20 protein-coding genes and 1 pseudogene are annotated in these 21,621 nt (G+C 66.6%); 12 read left to right on the forward strand and 9 right to left on the reverse strand.

Annotated features, from left to right (window positions below):
• Positions 1–16: 16 nt before the first annotated feature.
• Positions 17–3,253, reverse strand: coding sequence for an RHS repeat-associated core domain-containing protein (locus tag AC14A7_RS10790; RefSeq protein ID WP_484008943.1), 3,237 nt, complete (start codon positions 3,251–3,253; stop codon positions 17–19).
• 51 nt (positions 3,254–3,304) lie between these two features.
• Positions 3,305–4,522 (reverse strand): annotated as a pseudogene (locus AC14A7_RS10795) (DUF6531 domain-containing protein); the annotation flags it as partial.
• Between the two features lie 691 nt (positions 4,523–5,213).
• Here AC14A7_RS10795 and AC14A7_RS10800 point away from each other — a divergent pair.
• The 3 genes from AC14A7_RS10800 (at position 5,214) to AC14A7_RS10810 (ending at position 7,530) form a co-directional block, all read left to right on the forward strand.
• Entirely contained in the window at positions 5,214–5,570 is a 357-nt protein-coding gene (locus AC14A7_RS10800; protein ID WP_484008945.1) for a hypothetical protein, read from the forward strand.
• 179 nt (positions 5,571–5,749) lie between these two features.
• A complete protein-coding gene (locus AC14A7_RS10805; protein ID WP_484008892.1) occupies positions 5,750–6,682 on the forward strand; it encodes an ABC transporter ATP-binding protein in 933 nt (310 codons plus the stop codon).
• Positions 6,679–7,530, forward strand: coding sequence for an ABC transporter permease (locus AC14A7_RS10810; RefSeq protein ID WP_484008894.1), 852 nt, complete (start codon positions 6,679–6,681; stop codon positions 7,528–7,530). The genes AC14A7_RS10805 and AC14A7_RS10810 overlap by 4 nt, the downstream gene beginning before the upstream one ends.
• Positions 7,531–7,578: 48 nt before the next feature.
• On the opposite strand, the gene AC14A7_RS10815 is transcribed toward AC14A7_RS10810, so the two are convergent.
• Positions 7,579–8,388 carry a hypothetical protein gene (locus tag AC14A7_RS10815; RefSeq protein WP_484008896.1) on the reverse strand — a complete coding sequence of 270 codons (810 nt, stop codon included), beginning with the start codon at positions 8,386–8,388 and terminating at the stop codon, positions 7,579–7,581.
• A gap of 47 nt (positions 8,389–8,435) precedes the next feature.
• Between AC14A7_RS10815 and AC14A7_RS10820 the strand changes: the two genes are divergently transcribed.
• From AC14A7_RS10820 to AC14A7_RS10830, 3 genes are read left to right on the forward strand one after another with little or no spacing between them, the layout of a single operon-like run.
• Positions 8,436–9,464 (forward strand): mechanosensitive ion channel family protein, encoded by a 1,029-nt coding sequence (locus AC14A7_RS10820; protein WP_484008898.1) that lies wholly within the window; start codon positions 8,436–8,438, stop codon positions 9,462–9,464.
• Positions 9,457–9,885, forward strand: a complete 429-nt coding sequence (locus AC14A7_RS10825) for a globin (RefSeq protein WP_484008900.1) — start codon at positions 9,457–9,459, stop codon at positions 9,883–9,885. Before AC14A7_RS10820 ends, AC14A7_RS10825 begins: the two co-directional genes overlap by 8 nt.
• 13 nt (positions 9,886–9,898) lie before the next feature.
• A complete protein-coding gene (locus AC14A7_RS10830; RefSeq protein ID WP_484008902.1) occupies positions 9,899–10,378 on the forward strand; it encodes a gluconokinase in 480 nt (159 codons plus the stop codon).
• Here AC14A7_RS10830 and AC14A7_RS10835 read toward each other — a convergent pair.
• Complete coding sequence (locus tag AC14A7_RS10835; protein WP_484008904.1) at positions 10,349–11,185, reverse strand: SDR family oxidoreductase; 837 nt, start codon at positions 11,183–11,185, stop codon at positions 10,349–10,351. The genes AC14A7_RS10830 and AC14A7_RS10835 overlap by 30 nt on opposite strands.
• A 72-nt stretch (positions 11,186–11,257) precedes the next feature.
• Here AC14A7_RS10835 and AC14A7_RS10840 point away from each other — a divergent pair, with 72 nt between their 5' ends.
• From AC14A7_RS10840 to AC14A7_RS10855, 4 genes are all read left to right on the forward strand, one after another.
• Entirely contained in the window at positions 11,258–11,623 is a 366-nt protein-coding gene (locus AC14A7_RS10840) for a winged helix-turn-helix transcriptional regulator (RefSeq protein ID WP_484008906.1), read from the forward strand.
• 159 nt (positions 11,624–11,782) lie between these two features.
• Entirely contained in the window at positions 11,783–13,429 is a 1,647-nt protein-coding gene (locus AC14A7_RS10845) for an FAD-binding dehydrogenase (protein WP_484008908.1), read from the forward strand.
• Positions 13,430–13,468: 39 nt separating this feature from the next.
• On the forward strand, positions 13,469–14,071 hold the full coding sequence (locus AC14A7_RS10850) for a DUF2510 domain-containing protein (RefSeq protein WP_484008910.1): 603 nt from the start codon (positions 13,469–13,471) through the stop codon (positions 14,069–14,071).
• A gap of 62 nt (positions 14,072–14,133) precedes the next feature.
• Positions 14,134–14,976 carry a DUF2510 domain-containing protein gene (locus AC14A7_RS10855; protein ID WP_484008911.1) on the forward strand — a complete coding sequence of 281 codons (843 nt, stop codon included), beginning with the start codon at positions 14,134–14,136 and terminating at the stop codon, positions 14,974–14,976.
• 25 nt (positions 14,977–15,001) lie between these two features.
• On the opposite strand, the gene AC14A7_RS10860 is transcribed toward AC14A7_RS10855, so the two are convergent.
• Positions 15,002–15,682 carry a DUF8185 domain-containing protein gene (locus AC14A7_RS10860; protein ID WP_484008913.1) on the reverse strand — a complete coding sequence of 227 codons (681 nt, stop codon included), beginning with the start codon at positions 15,680–15,682 and terminating at the stop codon, positions 15,002–15,004.
• A gap of 19 nt (positions 15,683–15,701) precedes the next feature.
• Here AC14A7_RS10860 and AC14A7_RS10865 point away from each other — a divergent pair, with 19 nt between their 5' ends.
• Positions 15,702–16,568: an acyl-CoA thioesterase gene (locus tag AC14A7_RS10865; RefSeq protein WP_484008915.1), complete on the forward strand. Its 867-nt coding sequence runs from the start codon at positions 15,702–15,704 to the stop codon at positions 16,566–16,568.
• Positions 16,569–16,592: 24 nt separating this feature from the next.
• On the opposite strand, the gene AC14A7_RS10870 is transcribed toward AC14A7_RS10865, so the two are convergent.
• From AC14A7_RS10870 to AC14A7_RS10885, 4 genes are all read right to left on the reverse strand, one after another.
• Complete coding sequence (locus tag AC14A7_RS10870; RefSeq protein ID WP_484008917.1) at positions 16,593–17,066, reverse strand: acyl-CoA thioesterase; 474 nt, start codon at positions 17,064–17,066, stop codon at positions 16,593–16,595.
• 78 nt (positions 17,067–17,144) lie between these two features.
• Positions 17,145–18,827, reverse strand: a complete 1,683-nt coding sequence (ettA, locus tag AC14A7_RS10875; RefSeq protein ID WP_484008919.1) for an energy-dependent translational throttle protein EttA — start codon at positions 18,825–18,827, stop codon at positions 17,145–17,147.
• 49 nt (positions 18,828–18,876) lie between these two features.
• Positions 18,877–19,323, reverse strand: coding sequence for a DUF6993 domain-containing protein (locus AC14A7_RS10880; RefSeq protein ID WP_484008921.1), 447 nt, complete (start codon positions 19,321–19,323; stop codon positions 18,877–18,879).
• Between the two features lie 114 nt (positions 19,324–19,437).
• Positions 19,438–19,956, reverse strand: coding sequence for a single-stranded DNA-binding protein (locus tag AC14A7_RS10885; RefSeq protein WP_484008923.1), 519 nt, complete (start codon positions 19,954–19,956; stop codon positions 19,438–19,440).
• A 233-nt stretch (positions 19,957–20,189) separates the two neighbouring features.
• Here AC14A7_RS10885 and AC14A7_RS10890 point away from each other — a divergent pair, with 233 nt between their 5' ends.
• Positions 20,190–21,575 carry a hypothetical protein gene (locus AC14A7_RS10890; RefSeq protein ID WP_484008924.1) on the forward strand — a complete coding sequence of 462 codons (1,386 nt, stop codon included), beginning with the start codon at positions 20,190–20,192 and terminating at the stop codon, positions 21,573–21,575.
• Positions 21,576–21,621: the final 46 nt, after the last annotated feature.

Consider the following 21,621-nt stretch of genomic DNA (forward strand, 5'->3'; position numbering starts at 1 on the left):
GTGTGCTCTTCCGATCTTAGGCGTCGGCGTGGTCGGCGACGAAGCAGTCGTAGCCGGGCACCATCGCCGCGAGGATGAAGTCGGACGCACCCATGGTCAGACTGCTCAGCGCCCCCGCGCCGGCCGCCGCCACGTTCTCCCCCGCCTCCGACCACCAACCGAGTCCGGTGGGGTCGGTGCGCTGCACCGGGTTGTTGCCCGTGGAGGCATAGGGCTGCTGGGTGGAATCCAGGGCCGGGTCGACGGTGAGGAACTGCCCTGTCGCCGCGTCGTAGTCCCGCGCCCGCAAGTACAGCAGCCCCGTATCCGGGTCGGTCCAGTTGCCGGTGAACCCGAACCGCGACACCGCCGTGCCGACGTGCGAGACCAGCGCCCCGAACGCGTCGAAGGTGGCCGTGGCACCCACGTCGCCATCCTCATCGGTGATCAGCCGAGGAGTGCCGAGCAGATCCGTGCTCAGGTACTCGGTCTCCCCCGCCCCATCGACCTGCGCCAAAGGCGTCGACGACGGGCCGTAGATGAAACGGTGCTCGCCGTCATCCAGCAGCAGCGGCAAGCCGCCGACGGTCGACCAGGTGAAGTGCTTCGTGGTGGTGCCGACGGTGCGCGACTGGCGGAGGCCACGTCCGTCCGACGTGTACGCAACGGTCGCCGTCGGCGTCTGCACCGACTCCAGCGCCCCCGAAGGCGAGTACTCGTAGCTCGTCAACAGCTGCGGATCGGCCACCGTAGCGGCCGTGGTCGCCGAGACCCGCGAGCCCTTCGCGTCGTAGGCGAAAGCTGTTGCTGGGCCCGTCGCCGGAGTCGCCGACACCACCTGCTGCGCGGGGTTGTAGGCAAGCTCCACTCCGGACTGGGTCGTCGTCAAGAGGCCAGCCGACGTTGCCGCCAGCGTGGACGTGGCCGCAGTGCCCCCAGACTGCGTTGCTGCGACAGAGGCCAGCTGCGACAGCTCGTCGAATCCGTAGTCGTTCGATACCGAGATGCCATCGAGCACGGCCGTCGTGCTGGTCAGCTGCCCCGCATCGTCGTAGGCGTAGCCGAAGTCGGCGAGAGCGTCGTTCGTCGTGCCCGTCTCAATGCCGGTGAGCTGCCCGGCCGGGTCGTAGCTGCGCTGCTCGGCGACGCCGTTCGGCAGAACCTGGTCGAGCAGCTGACCGTCGGGAGTCCAGCTGAACGTCGTCGTCTCGCCCAACCAGTCGGTGAGCGATGTCATCTGGCCGGCTGCGTCGTAGGTGTAGTCGACGTCGTCGCCGCCGGGGTAGGTCACTGTCGTGAGCTGTCCGACGTCGTCGAACTCGTAGCCAACCGTGTCGCCCGCCCCGTTCTGCTCCGACTCCAGTCGACCAGCCGCGTCGTAGTCGTAAGACGTGGTTCCCGTCGCATCCGCCATCGACGTCACTCGCCCCAGCGAGTCATGCGTGTACGTCGTGTCGGTCGCCGAGGGATCGCTGTAGTGCACGCGCTCGACCTGGCCGCCGGCGTTGTACGTCAGCGTCGTCGTCGACCCGTCGGGCAGGGTTGCCACCTGGATGCGACCAGCAGCGTCATAGGAATACGACGTGGCCAGGCCGCCCGGTTCCACCTTCGACGCCAGCAGCCCACCGGCGCTGTAGGCGTAGGTGGTCTCCTTGCCGTCAGGGTTGGTGAGCTTGGCGAGTTGGCCGTTGAGGTTGTATTCCGACAGCTGGGTGCTTCCGTCAGGAAGCGTCACGCGATCGGGCAACCCGCTCGAGTTGTAGCGGATCGCAGTGACCCTGCCGAGCGGATCAGTCGACGTCAGCGGCTGACCGGCCGGGTTGTAGGTCAGGTGGGAGTCGTCGCCGTTGGCGTCGACAGATGAGAGCACCTGACCGGCGTCGTCGTAGGTGACCGAGGACACAGCACCCGACGGGAGCGTCGCGGAGAGCGGGCGCCCGGCGCCGTCGTAGGCATAGCTCGTGACGCGGCCGAGTGGATCGGTGGTGGAGGTCAGCTGCCCGAGCGCGTTGTAGGCGTTCGTCGTGATGTGGTCGTTGGCGTCCTTGACCGTGGCCAACTGCCCCGAGGGCGTGTAGGTGAAGCGTGTCACCTTGCCGGCGGCATCCGTCGTCGAGGTGACCTCCCCCGCGAGGTTGTATGCCGTCGAGACGACATCCCCGTTGGGAGCGGTGACCGACGTCACTTCTCCTGCCGGGTTGTAAGTGTATTCGGTCGTCTCGTTCGCGGCATTGGTGGTCGAGAGAACCCGACCGACGGCATCCGTCTCAACACTCGTGAGTGCGCCTCCCGGCTGCGTCTGGGAGGTGACGAATCCAGCAGGGTTGTAGCCGAGGGATGTCGTGCGACCATCTGGATCTGTCGCCGAGGTCAGTAAACCGACGGAGTTGTACCCGTAGGTGGTGATCGCGCCCGCCGCGTTCGCGAACGATGCAACCGTTCCGGCCGGATTCGGAGTCCAGTGCAGGGTTCCCGAGGGCGAGACCGCCTCGAGCAGGTTGCCCGTTGCGTCGTAACTCATGGTGGTCACGCGACCGAGCGGGTCGGTCATCGACGTCGGCTCGTTGAGCGCGTTGTAGGTCCAGAGGGTCGTACGCCCCAGTGGATCGAACTTGGCGGTCAAGTTGCCCGCGGCGTCGTAGTTGAAGTTCATCGTTTTGCCGAGCGGATCGACAATCTGCACGACGTTGTTCGCCGAGTCGTAGAAGTACTGCGTGGTTGCCGCGAGCGCTGTGCCAGCAGCCTTGGTCTGCTGCGACAGGCGACCGTTGGCGTAAACCTCGACCGTCTGCGCCCCAGAGGGATCGGTGATGGTGGTCGTGCTGCCGCTGTACGCGAACGTCATGACCCGTCCGAGCGGATCGGTTTGCTGGGTCACCTTGTTGGCGGAGTTGTAGACGTTCGTGGTTACGCGTGCGCCAGGGGTGGTGAGAGTCGTCATCCGGTGAGAAGCGTCGTACCCGTACGTGGTGACGGAGCCATCGACAGCGGTCGCCGAGACGAGGTTGCCTGCCGTGTACGCATAGGTGGCCTCGCGACCAGCTGAGTCCGTGACCGCCACCACCCGGTCGTTGGCCCAGGTGAGGTGAATCCATCGCCCGCCCGAGGCGGTCTGGTCGGTGAGGTGCCCTGCGGTGTCGTAGGTGTAGGTGACGGTGTTGCCGTTCGGGTCGCTCGACGAGACGAGCTGCCCGGCCGTGTTGAAGGTGAAGACCTCGGTGGCGTTTCGGGTGAACGTCCAGCCTGTCGGGCCGTAGAGCAGCGTTGCGCGCATCTGCATACTTGCTAAGTACTGATCGCCGATCGATTGCGAAAAGGCGACCATTGTGCCGTTTTCCTGAACTACCTCCACCTGTTTCGGGCGAGGGTCGGCGGTATCGCCGGCGAGCGTGACCCGCAGGCGCGACGCGAATCCCGGAGACCAACCGAACCCGAGTGGCCCATCGACCGACGCGACCTTCGACGAGTAAGTGCGCGCCAGTGACAGGCCGGGTCCTGCGCCTGACAGCGCCATGTCTGTCTGAGGCAGATAGAATTCGCCGGTCGCCGAGTTGACAGGATCGCCGTGCGAGCACTGGCAGCTATTCGCGGAGGGGTTGCCGCCGCCCGCTGTCGGTTCTGCGCCACAGCCGGTCGAATTGTAGAGGGGCGCCGACGTCGCTTGGATGTCCTGGAGCACTGGTGGAACGCTGCTCCGGCTTGCGACGTAGGCGACATAGACATGGCGGTCGCATAGTGGCTTGACAGCGTCGGAGCGCGTCGTGCCCGCCGCCAACCCTCGCGCCGTCTGGTCGATGAGGAAGGTTCCGTACACGGAGTTTGTCGCTTGATTCCCGGTCCATGCCAATTCCACACCAGCCAGGTTGGCCGACCGGACGTTCAGAACGATGGTCCAAGGCAGGCGCGACGCCGCCACGGTGTTTGAAGTCGCCTGGATGTCCTGCACCGCCGCAAGGCTCTGGGGGTTGCCTCCAGCGCCCACCACAGCGATGTATTCATGCGGCCCTCCGGTCAGGAATCCGCCGCTCGGCTTACACGTCGCACCCATTGTGCAAGTTCCTGCCAGCAGACCGGTTGTGATGTCAAATACGTATGTGCTGTAGGCACCGTTCGTCTTTGAAACATCTTGGTTGGCCGTGGCAGTGGGCATCGGGGCGGATTGCGTCGCAAATACTGGGTTCGTTGCTGCCAACGTCAGTGTCCACGGCTTTCTCGTGACGGTCACCACATTGCTGATGGCTTGAACGTCTTGCACCGCACTGACGGTCGTGGCGGTTCCGCTGGCACCGACTACGGCGACATAGGATCGCGGTCCCCCAGACTTCACTGTTCCGGGGACCGCATTGCTACAGGTCAGCCCGGTTGTGCACTTGCTAGTCAGCGCGCCTGTCGTCGTATCGAACAGGTACGTCGTGTAAGAGCCCGCGCTGCCAGACAGGTTCTGGTTCATCGTTGCCGTGAGGGAGACAGGCTCTCCTGCAGCGAACTCTGTCAGGCTGGTTCCGAGGGCCACCGTCCATACCTCGCGATCGGCAGTGACCATATTGCTTGTAGCTTGAAGGTCTTGAACCGTCGAGTATGTCGTCGCCCCGCCCTTCGCCACTACGGCAACGAAATCGTGTGGCGCTCCTGTATAGAACTTCGTTGACGATGACGAGCAGGTGGTGCCGGTGCTAGCGCACCTCGCTACTTGCCGGCCTGTTGTTGCATCGAACAAGTACGTTTCAAACGATCCTCCCGCGGCAGCAAGATCTTGGTTGGTGGTGGCCGTGAGCGTGACGGAATCCCCAGCGGCGAAAGTGGTCTTGTTGGTCGTCAGCACGACGACCCAGGGTTTGCGCTTCAGCTGAATCTCGGAACTGGTCGCCTGCACATCCTGAAGCGATACCAGCGCAGGTGAGCTCGCTGCCGCCGCTACGACTGCGACATACGAGTGTGGGCCACCAGTTAAGAACGGCGTGTTCGTTCGGGTGCACGTGGTTGAGTTAGTACATCCGGTGCCGTATTGGCTGACGAAAGCACTTGTCGTCTTGTCGAAGATGAAGATCTTGTAAGCGCTGTTGGCTGCTTGGTTGGCTGTGGCAGTAAACGTTACTGCCTCGCCGGCAGCAAACTCCGTAGCAGTAGTCGCAAGAGTCACCGTCCACAGCGCTCGCGCCACGGAAACCGAGGCCGACGTCAGGCTATGAACCGTTGCCACGTAGACATGCGCTGGACCCGTCGAGAACGACGTTGTGACCGAGCAGGTAGTGCCGGTTGTGCAGCTCTTCAGAGTCGCGCCGGTGTTCTGGTCGATGATTCGGATCGTTCCGCCCGTGGGCGCAACGTTGACATCCGTTGTCGCTGTGAGGGTCGCCACGGAATTGGTCAAGAACTCCGTCTTGTCAGTGGCAAGGGTGATCGTGCTGGGCGCGACGGGCGGGTCGACGGCGCTAGCTCCCGGAACCGCCAGCAAGGGCGTCGTCGACTCCACCGCGACGAAGAGGGTTGCCACGAGAACCGAGGCGACGAAAAGGGAAAGCAGGGCTCGAACCTGCGTGCGCGAGTCGCGACGATTCATCGCCAGCCTCAGTTCTGTGGGAAGGACATGAGGCCAGTCCGACACTCATCGCAAAGCTAGCGTTGCTCAACTCTCCCCATCAAGTCGGCGGATGGGGGGACAGACAACGCGGTCGCCGATCGGCCGACGGGGGCTAACCCCCAAATCAGCCGTCCGGAGGAGGCACCCGGGCCACACCCTCCCTAGGCTGGCAATCATGAGGACTATTTCATGATCGAAGCAACCGGCCTGAGCAAGCACTACGGCTCCAAGACCGCTGTCGACAACGTCAGTTTCACCGTCAAGCCCGGGCAGGTCACCGGCTTCCTTGGGCCGAATGGCGCGGGCAAGTCGACCACCATGCGCATGATTGTCGGGCTCGACCGTCCGTCATCCGGCAACGTGACCGTCAACGGCAAGCACTATGCCGACCACCACGCTCCCCTGCGCGAGGTCGGCGTGCTGCTCGACGCAAAGGCCGTGCACACCGGCCGCAGCGCGCTGAACCACCTGCTCGCCGTGGGCGCGACGCACGGCATCGGGCGCAAGCGCGTCGACGAGGTCATCGCGCTCACCGGCCTGCAGTCGGTCGCGAACAAGCGCGTCGGCGGGTTCTCGCTCGGCATGGGCCAGCGCCTCGGTCTCGCGGCCGCCCTTCTCGGCGACCCGGCCACCCTCGTGCTCGACGAGCCCGTCAACGGACTCGACCCCGAGGGCGTCATGTGGGTGCGCCAGCTCACCCGCCACCTCGCTGCGGAGGGCCGCACCGTGCTGCTCTCGTCGCACCTCATGAGCGAGATGGCCCAGACCGCCGACCACATCATCGTGCTCGGTCGTGGCCGCGTGATCGCCGACGCCCCCGTCGCCGACATCGTCGCCACCTCCACCGGCACGGCCGTGACGGTACGCACGCCGGATGCCGCCCGCCTCACCAAGCTGCTGTCTGGAATCGAGGCGACCGTCACATCCACGGCGCCCGACCTTCTGATCGTCAACGGCATCACCGCGCCACGCATCGGCGAACTCGCCGCTGCCGAGCGCATCGTGCTGCACGAGCTCACGCCGACCGTCGGCTCGCTCGAGGACGCCTACATGCAGCTCACCGCCGACGACGTGGAGTACCACGCCGGCGGCTTCCCCACCCCGCAGGAGGATGCACGATGACCACGACCACCGCCCCGGCCCTGCCGGGTGTCAGCTTCGGCGGCATCCTCGTCTCTGAGTGGATCAAGCTGCGCAGCCTGCGCTCGACGGTGTGGTGCTACATCATCCTCATCCTCATCACGGTCTCGCTCGCCCCGCTGCTCTCGCTGCTGGTCGCCTCTGAGAGCGGTCGGCCCGGCATGGCGATCGACTTCGAGACCAGCCAGGCCACCGCGGCTCAGATGGTCACGGTGAGCATCGGCTTCGGCCAGCTCGTGGTGAGCGTGCTGGGCGCACTCGTCATCACCGGCGAGTACGGCACCGGCATGATCCGCTCCACGTTCAGCGCGGTGCCGAAGCGCCTTCCCGCGCTGTTCGGCAAGGCTGCGGTCTTCGCGATCGTGACCTTCGTCGTCAGCTTCGTCGCCCTCACGGTCAGCCTGCTCGTGTCGCTGCCCGTGCTGGCCGGCGGCAACATCACGGTCGACCTGACCGACGGCAAGCTCTGGCTGACCATCGTCGGGGCCGCCGCCTACCTCGTCGGCATCGGGCTCTTCTCCCTCGCGATCGGCGCGATCGTGCGCAATAGCGCTGGCGGCATCGCGACGGCCCTCGGGGCAATCCTCGTGCTGCCGTCGATCGTCGGCATCTTCGTTGCCGTGACGCAGGCAGAGTGGGCCGCCAACCTCGGCAACCTGCTGCCGAGCACAGCGGGAGGCAGGCTCTACGCCTACCCGACCGAGGTATTCGTCGACCCGATGCAGGTGGTTGCCCCACTCGAGCCCTGGCAGGGCGGGCTCGTGCTGCTCACCTGGATCGCGGCACTCTTCGTGCTCGCATCGGTGCTGCTGAAGCGGCGCGACGCGTAGCATCCGCTCTATCGACGGCCCTCTGCGCGAGCAGGGGGCCGTCGTGCGTCACGGGGTCAGCAGTACAGCGGCCGCAACGAGGACCGCGGCGCACGCGAGCTGCACGACAAGCCACCCCCGTGCGCTCCCCCGTCGCGCCACCACATACGCGGTGACACACGACGCGACCGCCAGCACGAGCACGGGTGCGAGATCGTATGGCGCGAACTCGAAGACGACGAGAGCCGCCTCCGACGATATGACGCTCACGACGAGTGCCGCGATGATCCACCGCACGCGACCACCCAGCAGAGTGACCCATGGCGGCTCGTGTTGCTGGGCTCGCACGACCTCGACGGCCTTCGGGTGGTTCGCACGCAGCACCGATGGCAGCGACAGGATGCCGAAGACCTGCACCATCGGCGCGATGAGCGCCCCGTCGATCGCCCCGAGAAAGACGGGCCCGGTGCCAGCGATGCGCACGGCCGCGAACAGGGCGAGCACGTCGAGCAGCGAGTAGACGACCATGGCGACGACCGTTGAGCGCTGCACGCCGATGACACCGGACAACGCGGCACCGACCAGCATCGCGACAAGGTAGGCGAGCACCGTGAGGCCAACCACGAGCGCGAGCCCGGCGATGATGCCAACATGCGCGTCGAGCTGCCCGACCCTGGTCTGGATGTCGACCATCGCCTCCTCAGACACGAGCACGATGAGCGCAGGCACCCCGCACACGATGAGCGCCCAGAACCGCAGGCGACCGGCGGTGCGGATGAGGCGGCCGAAATCCACCCCAAGCAGCGCGGCGCGCTCTGCGGGAGTGGGGGCCTCGCGCACAGCGGCGACGAGGTCTGTCGTCTCGGGTGCGGCATCCATTCGCCCAATGTAGGCGCTCGGGCGCCCCGCCATAGACTGGATTCGCTATGGACTTCGACTGGATCGCCTTCTGGACGTCTGTCAGCGCCTTCTACGAGGCGGGCGGACCGCTGCTGCACATCGCGGTGATCGTCGGCGTCTCCGTGCTCGTGCGCATCGTATTGCAGTTCGTCATCAGGCGAGTCGTCGACCGCATCGTCAACGGCGTCAAGAAGAAGCAGGGCGCCGAAGACACGATGGCCCTGCAGAACTCACCGCTCGCCGCCGTGCGCATCGTGCAGCGCACGCGCACCCTCGGTTCTGTGCTCAGCAGTGTGCTGACCACGGTGATCGTCATCGTCGCTGTGCTTCTCATCGTCACAGCGATCAACAAGGATCTCACCGGCGCCTTCTCGCTCATCACCGCCGCGCTCGGTGCCGGTCTCGGCTTCGGTGCCCAGAACATCGTTAAAGACATTCTCAACGGACTCTTCATGGTCGGCGAGGATCAGCTCGGCGTCGGCGACGTCGTCGACCTCGGCCCCGCCACGGGCGTCGTCGAGTACGTCGGCGTTCGCGTGACGCAGGTGCGCGACGTCAACGGAACCCTCTGGTTCGTGCGCAACGGCGAGATCCTTCGCGTTGGCAACATGTCGCAGGGCTGGTCGCGCGTGATAATCGACCTCGCGGTTCCCTACGACAGCGACATCGAGCACGTTCAGACGAGGATGCTCGAGACGGCGAGCGAGCTGGCCGCCGACCCCAAGTGGCGCACTCGCATCCTCGAGAAGCCAGAGATCTGGGGCCTCGAGTCGATCTCGGCAGAGGCCATCGTCATCCGCCTTGTCATGAAGACCCGCTCCGGCTCGAAGGACGATGTTGCGCGTGAACTGCGCATCCGTCTCAAGCGCGCGCTCGACGAGCTCGGCATCAAGCTGCCCAAGCTCAACAGCATCATTCTGAGCGGGCCGGAGGGCGCGACGAGCGTCGCCGGAGCCCGCCCGCCGAAGACCCGGCCGATCGTTGTTCCGCCGAGCGATGAGCTCAAGGCATCAACCCGCAAGGCAGCGTCGCGAAGGGCGAACTCCAATGGCTGAAGACTCTCTGACCCTGCGCAGCGGGCCCGGCGGCAAGTCGGTGCAGGGCAACTTCTGGGAGCAGATCGGCGGTCGCCCGACCTTCGAGAAGCTCGTTCGCGCGTTCTACGAGGGCGTGCGCACCGACGAGGTGCTGTGGCCGATGTATCCAGAGGCCGACCTCGAGGGCGCGATTCAGCGCCTCACCGGGTTTCTCGAACAGTACTGGGGCGGGCCCGGCACCTACTCAGAGCAGCGCGGACACCCGCGACTGCGCATGCGGCACCTGCCGTTCAAGGTCAACCCGGATGCCCGCGACCGCTGGCTGACCCACATGCGCGCCGCCCAGGACACCCTCGGCCTCTCTCCCCTGCAGGACGCCACGCTCTGGACCTACCTCGAGCGCGCCGCCCACTCGATGGTCAACACCTTTGACGAGTAGCAGGATCGTCGTCATGGGCGTCAGCGGCGCCGGCAAGACGACGGTCGGAATCGAGCTTGCCCGTCTCGCCGGTTTGCGATTCGAGGATGCCGACGGCCTGCATCCGGCGACGAACGTCGCGAAGATGGCGGCCGGCACCCCGCTGACCGACGCAGACCGCTGGCCATGGCTCGCGCTTGTCGGGCAGCGCCTCGCCGACTCCCCCGACGGACTCGTCATGGCGTGCTCCGCGCTCAAGCGGGTCTACCGTGACGCGATCCGCGCCGCCGCACCCGACACCGTCTTCGTGCTGCTGAGCGTGCCGCGGGCAGAGCTCTCCGACCGCGTGACCAACCGCCCTGGCCACTTCATGCCGGTGTCGCTGCTCGACTCGCAGCTCGACACGCTCGAGCCCCTCGAAGCCGACGAGTCGGGTGTCGTCGTCGACTCCGAGGGGGGCGTATCCGCCACCGCGGAGCGGGCGCTAGCGAGCCTCTCGAAGACCCTGCTCTAGCGGGGTCGTGGGGCGGCCGATGAGCTCGCTGAGGGTGCCCGGCGTGTGGCCGAGCAGCCCGTCACGGATGTTGCCGTCGAGGCCGACGACGAAGCCGATCGTTCCCTCATCCAGTCCGAAGCCGGCGAGCACCTCCGCGTGCTCCTCCGGGCTCACCGAGCGGTGCACGACCGGAGTGCCGAGGATCCCTGCCGCGACGACCGCGAACTCGTCGAAGTCCCATGCAATGTCGCCGGAGAGCTCGTAGACCTTGCCCTCGTGTCCGGGCGTCGACAGCACGACGGCGGCAGCCTCCGCGTAGTCCGTGCGAGACGCGCTCGAGACGCGCCCGCCCGCGGTGCTCGTGACGATCTCGCCAGAAGCCGCCTGCTCGAGGGTGCCGCTGTAGTTCTCGGTGTACCAGCCGTTGCGCAGGATGGTCGACGGGATGCCGGAGGCGGCGATGATCTCCTCCGTCGCCTTGTGCTCTGGCGCCAGGATCAGCGCAGAGGTGGTTGCCGCTGGCGCGCTCGTGTACACGAAGTGCTTCACCCCGGCCGCAGCGGCCGCGTCGATGACGGTCTTGTGCAGCGGCACCCGCGTGCCCGGCACGCTCGCCGAGATGAGCAGCACGGAGTCGACGCCCTCGAGGGCAGCCGCCACACTCGCGGCGTCCTCGTAGTCGAGGTGCACGGCAGGCACGGCAGTGATCTTCTCCGGGGTGCGGGCGCCCGCGCGGATCTGCTCCGCCGGCACTCCTCTGTTCAGCAGTGAGTCGATGACAAGAGTTCCAAGGTGGCCGGTCGCGCCGGTGATGAGAATGGTCATGACTGTGCCAACGGCAGCTCGGTGTGAATACTTCCCAATCGACAGTACCCACTTTTAGGTAAGCTACTCTGCATGACGATCGCGACTCTCAACGAGCACGGATTCACCGCCGGGGTGCTCCCCGCGAACTGCCCATCGCGCACCGTGCTCGACCATGTCTCGAGCAAGTGGGGCGTGCTCGTGCTCATGGCGCTCACGGCGGAGCCGAGCCTGCGCTGGAGCGGACTGCGCCGCACGATCGAGGGGGTGAGCGAGAAGATGCTCGCCCAGACGCTGCGCACCCTCGAGAACGACGGGCTCGTGCTGCGCGTCGCGCTGCCGGTGATCCCCCCGCACGTCGAGTACAGCCTCACCCCGCTCGGCCGCGAGCTCACCGACCGGCTCGTGCCGCTGATGGACTGGATCGCGGCGAACGCCGACGACATCCTCGCCCCTTAGCCTGCACCCAACCCACATTCGCAAAACAGGAAGGTGGGTTGCTGCTGTGGCTAACGTGCACGATGTCGACACAACCAGCCACGTTGGGCACACTGGTCACCGATCTTCCTGTTTTGCGCATCGACGCGAAGAGAAGCGAAGTGAGACGAAGGAGTCTTTATGGGTGACACCGCTGACGCACTCATCATCGGAGCCGGGCTCGCGGGCCTCGTCGCCGCGGCCGAGCTTGTCGAGGCGGGCAAGCGCGTCACCATCCTCGAGCAGGAGCCAGAGGCAAGCCTCGGCGGCCAGGCCTGGTGGTCGTTCGGCGGATTGTTCCTCGTCGACTCGCCAGAGCAGCGCCGCATGGGCATCCACGACTCCCTCGACCTCGCCCGGCAGGACTGGCTCGGCTCCGCCGGCTTCGACCGCGAGAACGACCGCTGGCCGCGCCAGTGGGCAGAGGCCTACCTTCAGTTCGCCGCCGGAGAGAAGCGCGCCTACCTTCGCCAGAAGGGCGTGCGCTTCTTTCCCGTCGTCGGCTGGGCAGAGCGCGGCGGCTACACCGCCAACGGGCACGGCAACTCTGTGCCCCGCTTTCACATCACCTGGGGCACCGGCCCCGGCGTGGTCGAGCCTTTCGAGCGCATCGTGCGGCAGGGAGTGGTCGACGGGCTTGTGACGCTACTGTTCCGCCACCGGGTCGACGGCCTCGTCGTCGAGAACGGCGCGGTCGTCGGGGCTCGCGGCGCGATCCTCGAACCGGATGCCGCCGCCCGCGGCGAGGCAAGCACCCGCACCGAGATCGGCGAGTTCGACCTGCGGGCGGCAGCCACGATCGTCACGAGCGGCGGCATCGGCGGCAACCACGACCTCGTGCGCGAGCTCTGGCCTGCCGACATGGGCGAGGCACCGAGGCACATGCTGACCGGGGTGCCGGCCCACGTCGACGGGCGCATGCTCTCGATCGCCGATGACGCCGGTGCCCACCTCATCAACGGCGACCGGATGTGGCACTACGTCGAGGGAATCACCAACTTCGATCCCGTCTGGGCCCGCCACGGCATCCGGATCCTGCCCGGGCCCTCGAGCCTCTGGCTCGACGCCACCGGCAAACGCCTGCCCGTTCCCCTCTTTCCCGGCTTCGACTCGCTCGGCACCCTTCGGCACCTGCGCACGACCGGATACGACCACTCGTGGTTCATCCTCACGCAGGCGATCATCGAGAAGGAGTTCGCCCTCTCTGGCAGCGAGCAGAACCCCGACCTCACCGGCAGGAGCGTGCGCGAGCTGCTGCGGCAGCGCCTTGGCAAGGGCGCGACGGGGCCTGTCGAGGCCTTCAAGGAGAAGGGAGAGGACTTCTTCGTTGCCGACACTCTCGACGAGCTGCTCGCGAAGATCGACGACGGCGTCATCGACATCGCGCGCGCCAAGCAGGAGGTCGAGTACCGCGACCGGCAGCTCGGCAACCCGTTCTCGAAGGACGCGCAGATAAACGATCTACGTCAGGCGCGCAGCTACCGCGGTGACCGGCTCATCCGGGTCGCCAAGCCCCATCGGCTGCAGGACCCATCCACAGGTCCTCTCATCGCCGTCAAGCTGCACATCGTCACGCGCAAGACGCTCGGCGGCATCGAGACGAACCTCGACGGGCAGGCGGTGCGTGGCGGCAGCGGCGAGGTCATCCCTGGCCTCTACGCGGCGGGCGAGGCGAGCGGATTCGGCGGCGGCGGCATGCACGGCTACCGCTCGCTCGAGGGCACCTTCCTCGGCGGCTGCATCTTCAGCGGGCGGCAGGCGGGCCGCGCGGTGGCCGCAGACCTCTAGCCGGAGATAGGCTTCGTGGTGAAAACGAAGGAGCCTCAGATGAGCGACCCGACCGCCCCTGCGGCAATCCCCGCTGGCTGGTACCCCGACCCCTCCGGTGTGCAGCAGCAGCGCTGGTGGGACGGCATGCAGTGGACCCAGTCCACCCAGCCGACGCCGTACGCCGCAATGACTCCGTACTCGGCCGAGGGCACGAACTTCTCGACGAGCAGCGGGGTCAACCCGAACACCCGCGCGGTCTGGGCGATCGCTCTCGCACCGCTGCTGGTCATCCCCGAGCTCGTGATCCTGTTCGCGACCGGCTCGATGACGCCCGACGTGTTCATGGACCCCGCTGCAGACATGGGTGCCATCAACGCCGCAGACCTGATTCTTCGCGTCGTCGCCTACACCCTCGTCATCGTGCTGGCCGCCGCCGACTGGCGCGAGCTTGCTCGACGCGGGGTCGATCGGCCATTCCACTGGGCCTACGCCTTCCTCGGCATCGTGTACATGATCGGACGAACGGTTGTCGTCAAGCGCCGCATGGGCCGCGGTCTCGCCCCGTTGTTCGTCTGGATCGGCTGCATCGTCGCCTCCTGGATCATCCCCGTCGCCGTTGGCGTCCTCCTCGTCGTGGTGTACTCCATACCGAGCTCCTAGCACTCGACCTCCCCACGCTTTCGGTCATACTCCTACCCGCTCCTACCCGAGGAAACACAGCCATGTCCAACCCCGCACCAGGATGGTTTCCCGACCCAACCGGCCAGCCCCAGCAACGCTGGTGGAATGGCGTGCAGTGGGATGACGCCACCCAGCCCCTGGAACCGGTCGCCGTCGCACCAATCGCCGTCGCACCCGTCGCTGTCGCGCCCGTGCCGCAGATCCCCGCTGGCTGGTACGCCGATCCCACTGGTGCCCCCCATGACCGGTGGTGGGACGGCGCACGCTGGCACGACGCCACGCAGCCATCTGTCAACACGGTTGCGGTCGTCGACAACATCCCGACCTACGCCACCGTGGCCGCGCAGCCGTACGCAGGGTTCGCGCCAGTAGAGCAGATCGCGCCGATACAGCGGGGATACACGCCCATGGGCGGCTACTCGTCGTCCCTCTCCTCGACCGACAGCCGGTCGGTCGGCTGGGCCAGCGAACCCGTGCCTCTCGACCCATCGACCACCTGGGTGTGGGCGGTCGTGTGGTCTCCGCTGTTCTACGCCCTCGCCGTTGTCGTTTCGGCGATCATCGGCGACCTCAGCCTGTCATCGTCAGCGGACTCCTCGTCGCTGCCGACGCGAGGCCTCAGTATCGGTGCCTACATCGGCATGATCGTCATCGCCCGCAACGACAGCAAGCTGCTCAAGGAGCGAGGGTTCACGACGTTCGGCTGGGGATGGATGTTCATTGGGCCGCTCGTCTACCTGATCGGCCGCACGGTGGTGGTCTACCGTCAGGCTGGCCGCGGAGTCGCCCCGCTTCTGGCGTGGTTCGGCACCAATGCGGTCTATACGATTGTCGTGGTTGGCGTCGTGGTCGCCTTCCTCATGCCAGAGCTTTCGGCGCTCTAGCCGATCTAGAGAGAGGCCCGATGGCTCAGCGGCTCATCGTCCAGGCGCGGCGCTTGATCAGGATGTGGCCGCGCTTCGTGCTGAGCCGCGTCCACGTGCCCGTCTCGTAGATCGGAACCGACTCCTCCCCCTCGGCGAGGAACCCCAGCGTCAGTGCCGCGAACCCGGCTCCGAACGGAATGTGCTCGAGCCCGCGGATCGGCCGACCCCACACCTCGCTGCGCACGCGGTGCACGATCGCCTCGCCCGTGCCATCCGGGATCGCCGTCGCGACCTCGTGAATGCCCTCGCGGGCAACGGCCTCGAGAACCGATGACGAGACAGCTTCAAGGGCGACCCAGCCTCCCCGGGGCGGTGAGATGGCTGCCCAGGTGACGGAGTTCACCTGCATGGGTATCGCGACACTGACAGGGGCCGCGGCATCTGTCGCTGCGTTCTCCGCGCTGTCGATGCGGCGAAGCAGCGAGCCGAGGGGAACGACGACGTCGAAACGCTCGCGCTCTGACAGGGCGAAGGTGCGGAGGCCGAGCACCGTCGGGCTCTCATCGAGCAGCCCGGCCGGATAGAGCACCGCCGCGTAGACCGCGAGCACCCCACCACCCGCGATGAGGCGCACGGAACCGTCTTCGACCCGCCCGGCGCGACCGAGGTAGGTGCGCAGGTCGCCGAGGGCGAGGGAGTCCTGGAGGGTGAAGGCGTCTGTCATCGGTTCTAAACTACAGGGCATGAGCGACCCCCTGGCCGGGCTGATGGCCTCCCTCAACCTGACCGACACGGGCGCACGAACCAACGAGCACATATTCACCGGCCCGAGCGAGTGGATGCCGGGCGGCCGCGTCTTCGGCGGGCAGGTGCTCGCGCAGTCGCTTGTCGCCGCACAGCGCACCATCGACGGCGACAGGTTCGTGCACTCCATGCACGGCTACTTCCTCCGACCCGGCGATGTCTCCCTGCCGATCACCTTCAGCGTCGACAGCATCCACGACGGGCGGTCGTTCTCCACCCGACGCACGCAGGCATACCAGAACGGCGTGCCGATCCTGTCGATGATCGCCTCGTTCCAAGACGAGGAAGAGGGGCTTGAGCATCAGGCCACGATGCCGGAGGGCGTTCCAGAGCCAGAGAGCCTTCCCACCTCGTCAGAGGTGCTCGCGACCGTCGACCATCCCATCGCGAGCTTCTGGGCCAACCAGCGGGCATTCGACATCCGTCACACGACCTCTCCGATCTACCTGCGCGTCGAGGGAGAGCACGTGGCCCACCAGGCGGTCTGGCTCAAGGCCGTCGGGCCGCTGCCCGACGATCCTCAGCTGCACCGTGCCGCGCTCGCCTATGCGAGCGACTACTCCCTGCTCGAGCCGATCATGCGTGCCCACGGGGTCGCCTGGAGCTCGCCGGGTCTCAAGGCGGCGTCCCTCGACCACGCCATGTGGTGGCACCGCTCTGGGCGGGTGGACGAGTGGATGCTGTACGTGCAGGAATCCCCGAACGCTCGCGGTGGCCGCGGCCTCTCGCTCGGCCGCATCTACTCGCGCGACGGTGCCCTACTGGCCAGCGTCGCCCAGGAGGGCATGCTCAGAGTGCCGCGATAACGCGACCGCGCATGGTCGCCAGCGCTAGCCGCGCTTGGTGAAGGAGACCGGCTCCTCGACGTATGGCGCCCAGATCTCTCGCAGCTCGTCGGTGATGCGCTGCGGGCGCCCCGTGGCCGCCGTCACCATGACGAGCGTTGTCGCAGCGCGCGTGAACAGGATGCGGGGGCTGACTCCCACGGGCGAGTACAGCTCGTAGCAGATCTCGAGGCTTGCTCCCCCGATGCGCCCGATCCACATCTCGATGTCGATCGGCGCGCGCATGTACGGAATCGGGGCGAGGTACTCGATCTCCTGCCGCGCGATGAGGCTGATGACCTCGGCGCCGGGCCTGGCATCGAGAACGGCGGTTGCCGCTCCCTCTCCACCCGCGTCGGGTCGCCAGAAGGCCTGGATGCGGGCCTCCTCGAGCAGGCGCAGCATCTCGGCGTTGTTGACGTGCGCATACGCGTCGAAGTCGCTCCACCGCAGTGGGATTGGTACGTGGATGCGGGTCAAGTGTCTCCTCTGGTGACCGAACGCGAGACGCGTTCGGGGACTAGCGCGCGGCGCACAGAAATGGGCGCCGCTATCGCGCTAGTCCCTCGTCAGCTTGCGGTACGCGCTGCGGTGAGGCTTTGCGGCATCCGGTCCGAGGCGCTCGATCTTGTTCTCCTCGTAGGACTCGAAGTTGCCCTCGAACCAGTACCAGTTCGACGGGTCGTCCTCCGTGCCCTCGTAGGCGAGGATGTGCGTCGCGATGCGGTCGAGGAACCACCGGTCGTGAGTGATGACCACAGCGCAGCCGGGAAACTCGAGCAGCGCGTTCTCTAGCGACCCGAGGGTCTCGACGTCGAGGTCGTTGGTCGGCTCGTCGAGCAGGAGGAGGTTTCCACCCTGCTTGAGCGTCAGCGCGAGGTTGAGGCGGTTGCGCTCTCCACCAGAGAGCACGCCGGCCTTCTTCTGCTGGTCTGGCCCCTTGAAGCCGAACTGCGAGACGTAGCCGCGCGAGGGAATCTCGGTCTTGCCGACCTGGATGAAGTCCTGGCCGTCAGAGACGACCTCCCACAGCGTCTTGTTGGGGTCGATTCCGCCGCGATCCTGGTCGACGTACGAGATGTTGACCGTCTCGCCGATCTTGAGCTCGCCGGAGTCCATGGGCTCGATACCGGTGATCGTCTTGAACAGGGTCGTCTTGCCGACGCCGTTCGGACCGATGATGCCGACGATGCCGTTGCGGGGAAGGATGAACGAGAGGTCGTCGATGAGCACCCGGTCGCCGAAGCCCTTCTTGAGCTTCTTGGCCTCGAGCACCTGGGCACCGAGGCGCGGGCCGACGGGAATGACGAGCTCCTCGAAGTCGAGAACGCGGGTCTTCTCTGCCTCGTTCACCATCTCCTCGTAGCGGGCGAGACGCGCCTTCGACTTGACCTGGCGGCCCTTCGCGTTGGAGCGCACCCACTCGAGCTCAGAGCTCAGGCGCTTGGCGAGCTTCGCATCCTTCTTGCCCTGCACCTCGAGTCGCTGGGCCTTCTTCTCGAGATAGGTGGAGTAGTTGCCCTCGTAGGGGTAGAGGTGTCCGCGGTCGACCTCGGCGATCCACTCGGCGACATGGTCGAGAAAGTACCGGTCGTGGGTCACGGCGAGCACGGCGCCCGGGTACTTCGACAGGTGCTGCTCAAGCCACAGCACGCTCTCTGCGTCGAGGTGGTTAGTCGGCTCGTCGAGCAGCAGGAGGTCGGGCTTCTGCAACAGCAGCTTTGTGAGCGCCACCCGGCGCTTCTCACCTCCAGAGAGGTTCTTGACCGTCGCGTCGCCCGGCGGGGTTCGCAGTGCGTCCATGGCCTGCTCGAGCTGGGAGTCGAGATCCCAGGCGTCTGCCGCGTCGATCTCTTCCTGCAGGGTGCCCATCTCGGCCAGCAGGGCGTCGAAGTCGGCGTCGGGCTCTGCCATCTCCATGCCGATCGCCGAGTGCCGGTCGACCTTGTCCTTGATCTCGCGCACGCCCTCCTGCACGTTCTCGAGCACGGTCTTCGACTCGTCGAGCTCTGGCTCCTGCATGAGGATGCCGACGGAGTACCCGGGGCTCAGTCGCGCCTCGCCGTTGCTCGGGGTGTCGAGCCCGGCCATGATCTTGAGGATGGTCGACTTGCCGGCGCCGTTGGGGCCGACGACGCCGATCTTCGCACCGGGGAAGAATGACATGGTCACGTCGTCGAGGATCAGCTTGTCGCCGACCGACTTGCGGGCGCGCACCATGGAGTAAATGAATTCGGCCATGGGCTCTAGTCTACGGAACGCCTGTTGTGCGCCTGTCGCGCCCGATCGGCTACCAGTTGATCGTTCGGGTGGTGCCGACGAGGCACTTGCCCGTGTCGAGCACGGGCAGGATGGCGCTGTGGTAGCCGACATTGCCGGACTGGCCGACCACGCAGTCCTCGCCGACACGCACCGAGAACTGGATGCTGTCGGCGTCGAGCCCGATCGCCGTCTTGTCTGGCGTCAGCTCCATCGCCGCCTTGTCGAGCCCCGCTGCGACGAGCGCGTCGATGACCGCCCGGCCAGCCGGATCGGCGTTGGTGGCGAGGAGGGCGGCCATCGCGGTGTCGAAGCGACCCTGCACAAGCTCGGCCTCCGTTGCGGCAGCATCGGGCTCTGCAGACGGCGAAGCTGAGGGCGAGGCTGACGGGCTCGCCGTCGAGCTCGGCACCGGCATGGTGTCGTCGACGGGGCGATTGGCGCATCCTGCGAGGGAGAGGGTGAGGAGAAGGCCCACTACCGCGAGTCGCCTCATCATCGCCCCGCTTTCCTGCGACCGCTTGTCGCCGCCTGCAAAGTCTATGGTGACTTCGCGGCGACCCTGCTCAATACGGCCGTGCTCAGAAGTGCATTAGAAGGGCACGGGCAACGCGTGCTCGTCGAGAGCTGCCGCGAAATCGGTGGTTCCCACCTGTGCCGTCGCGTCATCGGAGTGCGCGGGTTCGGGCGCCGGCTCTGCCGCCGGGAACTCGTCGGCTGAGTCGGCCTCACCGGCGGTGGCCGATGCGACGGTCGAGACGCTGCGGATGAACGCCGACGACCCCCACATGAGGTCGTGGCCGAGCGAGTCGGCGTCGATCTCGATCGTCGTGCCGCTGCGCTCGCCGTTCTCCCAGTCGCGGATCTTGAGGCGGCCGACCACGACCACCCTGTCGCCCTTCTTGACCGAGGCTGCGACATTGATCGCGAGCTGGCGGAAGCCGGTGATCGTGTACCAGTTGGTCTCGCCGTCGACCCAGCGTTCCTGGGAGCGGTCGAACCTGCGCTGGCTCGACGCAAGGCGGAACGACGTGATCGGCAGCCCCTCGCTCGTGACGAGGTGGCGCGGCGCGGTGGCGACGAGGCCGGTGACGGTGATCGTGTCTGGCATGGGACTCCTTCGTGGAAGCGGCTGGGGCGGCCCCGGCTCGGCACTCGTGCCGGGAAGCCGAACCGGGGCTGCAGCCAGTGTGGGAGCGAGGCCAGCCGCAGCGGGAGCATCCCTCCGGAATGTTCACAACGGCAGCAGACCCGGAGATGGGAGCGAGAGGGTGAGCTTCGCAATGCGCATGCCCTGCCACGGCGCCTCTGCCGCTGTGGGGCCGTGCGAACTATCGTTGGGTCGTGCGAAGCGTGGCGGCAAAGTCAGTGCTCGGAGGGCGTTGGGCCGCCAGCCCCGCCGTCTGGCTCGTGCTTTTCGGACCAGCGAGTCTGCTCGTCATCATGCAGGAGAACCTCACCGACTTCCGGCTGTGGTGGGTGCTACCCGCATCCGCGCTCGCACAGCACGCGGTCGGCGGTCTCGTGGTGTTTCTGCTGGTTCTCGCACTCCGCCCGGTATTCCCCGTGGTTCCTGCGCCGCTCGTCGTCGGCATCTGGGTTCTCAGTGGCGTTGCCAGGGGTCTCGTCAGCGGGTGGTTTGTCGAGCTGTTCTCCCAGACGCCCCCGGAGTACGGCCACCGTGTGCTGTTCTGGGCGGTGGCATCCGGGGTCTGGCTTCCGATCACCGTCTACGTCGCGACGCAGCTCGACCTGCGGGCGACCCTCATGTCGTCGGTGATCACTCTGCGCATGGACATCGAGGTCGAGCATGCGGAAGCCGCCATCTCAGAGCGCGAGCGCGAAGGGCGCCTGCTGTCTGCGGTGGCCACCGCGCTCGCACCCGTCATCGTCGAGATCAGGCAGAGCCTGGAGAACGCCCTGTCGCAGAGCCGCCAGCCGCTCGTCACGATCAGCGACAAGATCGAGTCTGTTGTCGACACGGTGCTCGACATCATCGTGCACGAGCCCATCCGCGCCGCTCCTCGCACCCGGTCGCCTCGACGACTGCTCGCACCGCTGACCGCCGCCTTGCATTTCGACAGCAGCAGACCGGTCTTCGCATCCGCCGTCGTCGCCGCTGCCGCCGGCTCCCTGCTGGTGCCTGACTCACTTCGATTCGGCGGGCCAAGGGAGGCCATTGACGTCGCCATCGCCATCGCAGCCGCCGCTCTCGTGGCAGCGCTCCTGCTGCTGCTGCTCGACCGCCTGTCTCGACGCATCACGATCACCCTCTGGCACGTCGCCACCGTGCTGCTCGTCGCAACGATCGCCTCCGTCGGCACCTTCCTCCTCACCTGCGAATTCCCGCTGTACATCCACGACGTGACCCGTGCCTTCGCGATTCCGGCGGCGCTCATCGCGTCGGCCATCGTGATCTCCGCTGCCGTCGGGATCAGCTTCGCGAACCTCGACGTCATCCCAGAGGAGGCGCGGCTCACCGAGGAACTCGCCACGCTCCGCTCCCTCGCGGAGGCCAGGGAGGAGGCAACGAGAGAGCAGTTCACGTCGCTCATGCACGGCCCCGTGCTCGGCAGGCTCTCAGCGTGCGTCATGGCGCTCAACTTCCACGCCTCGGGAGGAGGGGGAACAGTGGAGTCGCGGGCAGCGGTCGCAGCCCAGGTGGTCGCCCACCTCGAGCTGGTTGCCGCCGACCTCGACGCGATGAGCACCCCACGGGAGTACACCTGACCGTCAGGCTGAGCCATTGTCGATTACTTCTGTGCGAAGTACCATG

The sequence above is a fragment of the Conyzicola sp. genome (genome assembly GCF_057073975.1).

What these genes read in the sequence shown, in the direction of transcription:
- AC14A7_RS10845 (WP_484008908.1), top strand. Translation starts at nt 11,783, where the DNA reads ATGGGTGACACCGCTGACGCACTCATCATCGGAGCCGGGCTCGCGGGC.
- AC14A7_RS10820 (WP_484008898.1), top strand. Translation starts at nt 8,436, where the DNA reads ATGGACTTCGACTGGATCGCCTTCTGGACGTCTGTCAGCGCCTTCTAC.
- AC14A7_RS10840 (WP_484008906.1), top strand. Translation starts at nt 11,258, where the DNA reads ATGACGATCGCGACTCTCAACGAGCACGGATTCACCGCCGGGGTGCTC.
- AC14A7_RS10805 (WP_484008892.1), top strand. Translation starts at nt 5,750, where the DNA reads ATGATCGAAGCAACCGGCCTGAGCAAGCACTACGGCTCCAAGACCGCT.
- AC14A7_RS10860 (WP_484008913.1), bottom strand. Translation starts at nt 15,682, where the DNA reads ATGACAGACGCCTTCACCCTCCAGGACTCCCTCGCCCTCGGCGACCTG.
- AC14A7_RS10825 (WP_484008900.1), top strand. Translation starts at nt 9,457, where the DNA reads ATGGCTGAAGACTCTCTGACCCTGCGCAGCGGGCCCGGCGGCAAGTCG.
- AC14A7_RS10790 (WP_484008943.1), bottom strand. Translation starts at nt 3,253, where the DNA reads ATGCGCGCAACGCTGCTCTACGGCCCGACAGGCTGGACGTTCACCCGA.
- AC14A7_RS10835 (WP_484008904.1), bottom strand. Translation starts at nt 11,185, where the DNA reads ATGACCATTCTCATCACCGGCGCGACCGGCCACCTTGGAACTCTTGTC.
- AC14A7_RS10810 (WP_484008894.1), top strand. Translation starts at nt 6,679, where the DNA reads ATGACCACGACCACCGCCCCGGCCCTGCCGGGTGTCAGCTTCGGCGGC.
- AC14A7_RS10855 (WP_484008911.1), top strand. Translation starts at nt 14,134, where the DNA reads ATGTCCAACCCCGCACCAGGATGGTTTCCCGACCCAACCGGCCAGCCC.
- ettA (WP_484008919.1), bottom strand. Translation starts at nt 18,827, where the DNA reads ATGGCCGAATTCATTTACTCCATGGTGCGCGCCCGCAAGTCGGTCGGC.
- AC14A7_RS10885 (WP_484008923.1), bottom strand. Translation starts at nt 19,956, where the DNA reads ATGCCAGACACGATCACCGTCACCGGCCTCGTCGCCACCGCGCCGCGC.
- AC14A7_RS10850 (WP_484008910.1), top strand. Translation starts at nt 13,469, where the DNA reads ATGAGCGACCCGACCGCCCCTGCGGCAATCCCCGCTGGCTGGTACCCC.
- AC14A7_RS10830 (WP_484008902.1), top strand. Translation starts at nt 9,899, where the DNA reads ATGGGCGTCAGCGGCGCCGGCAAGACGACGGTCGGAATCGAGCTTGCC.
- AC14A7_RS10865 (WP_484008915.1), top strand. Translation starts at nt 15,702, where the DNA reads ATGAGCGACCCCCTGGCCGGGCTGATGGCCTCCCTCAACCTGACCGAC.
- AC14A7_RS10815 (WP_484008896.1), bottom strand. Translation starts at nt 8,388, where the DNA reads ATGGATGCCGCACCCGAGACGACAGACCTCGTCGCCGCTGTGCGCGAG.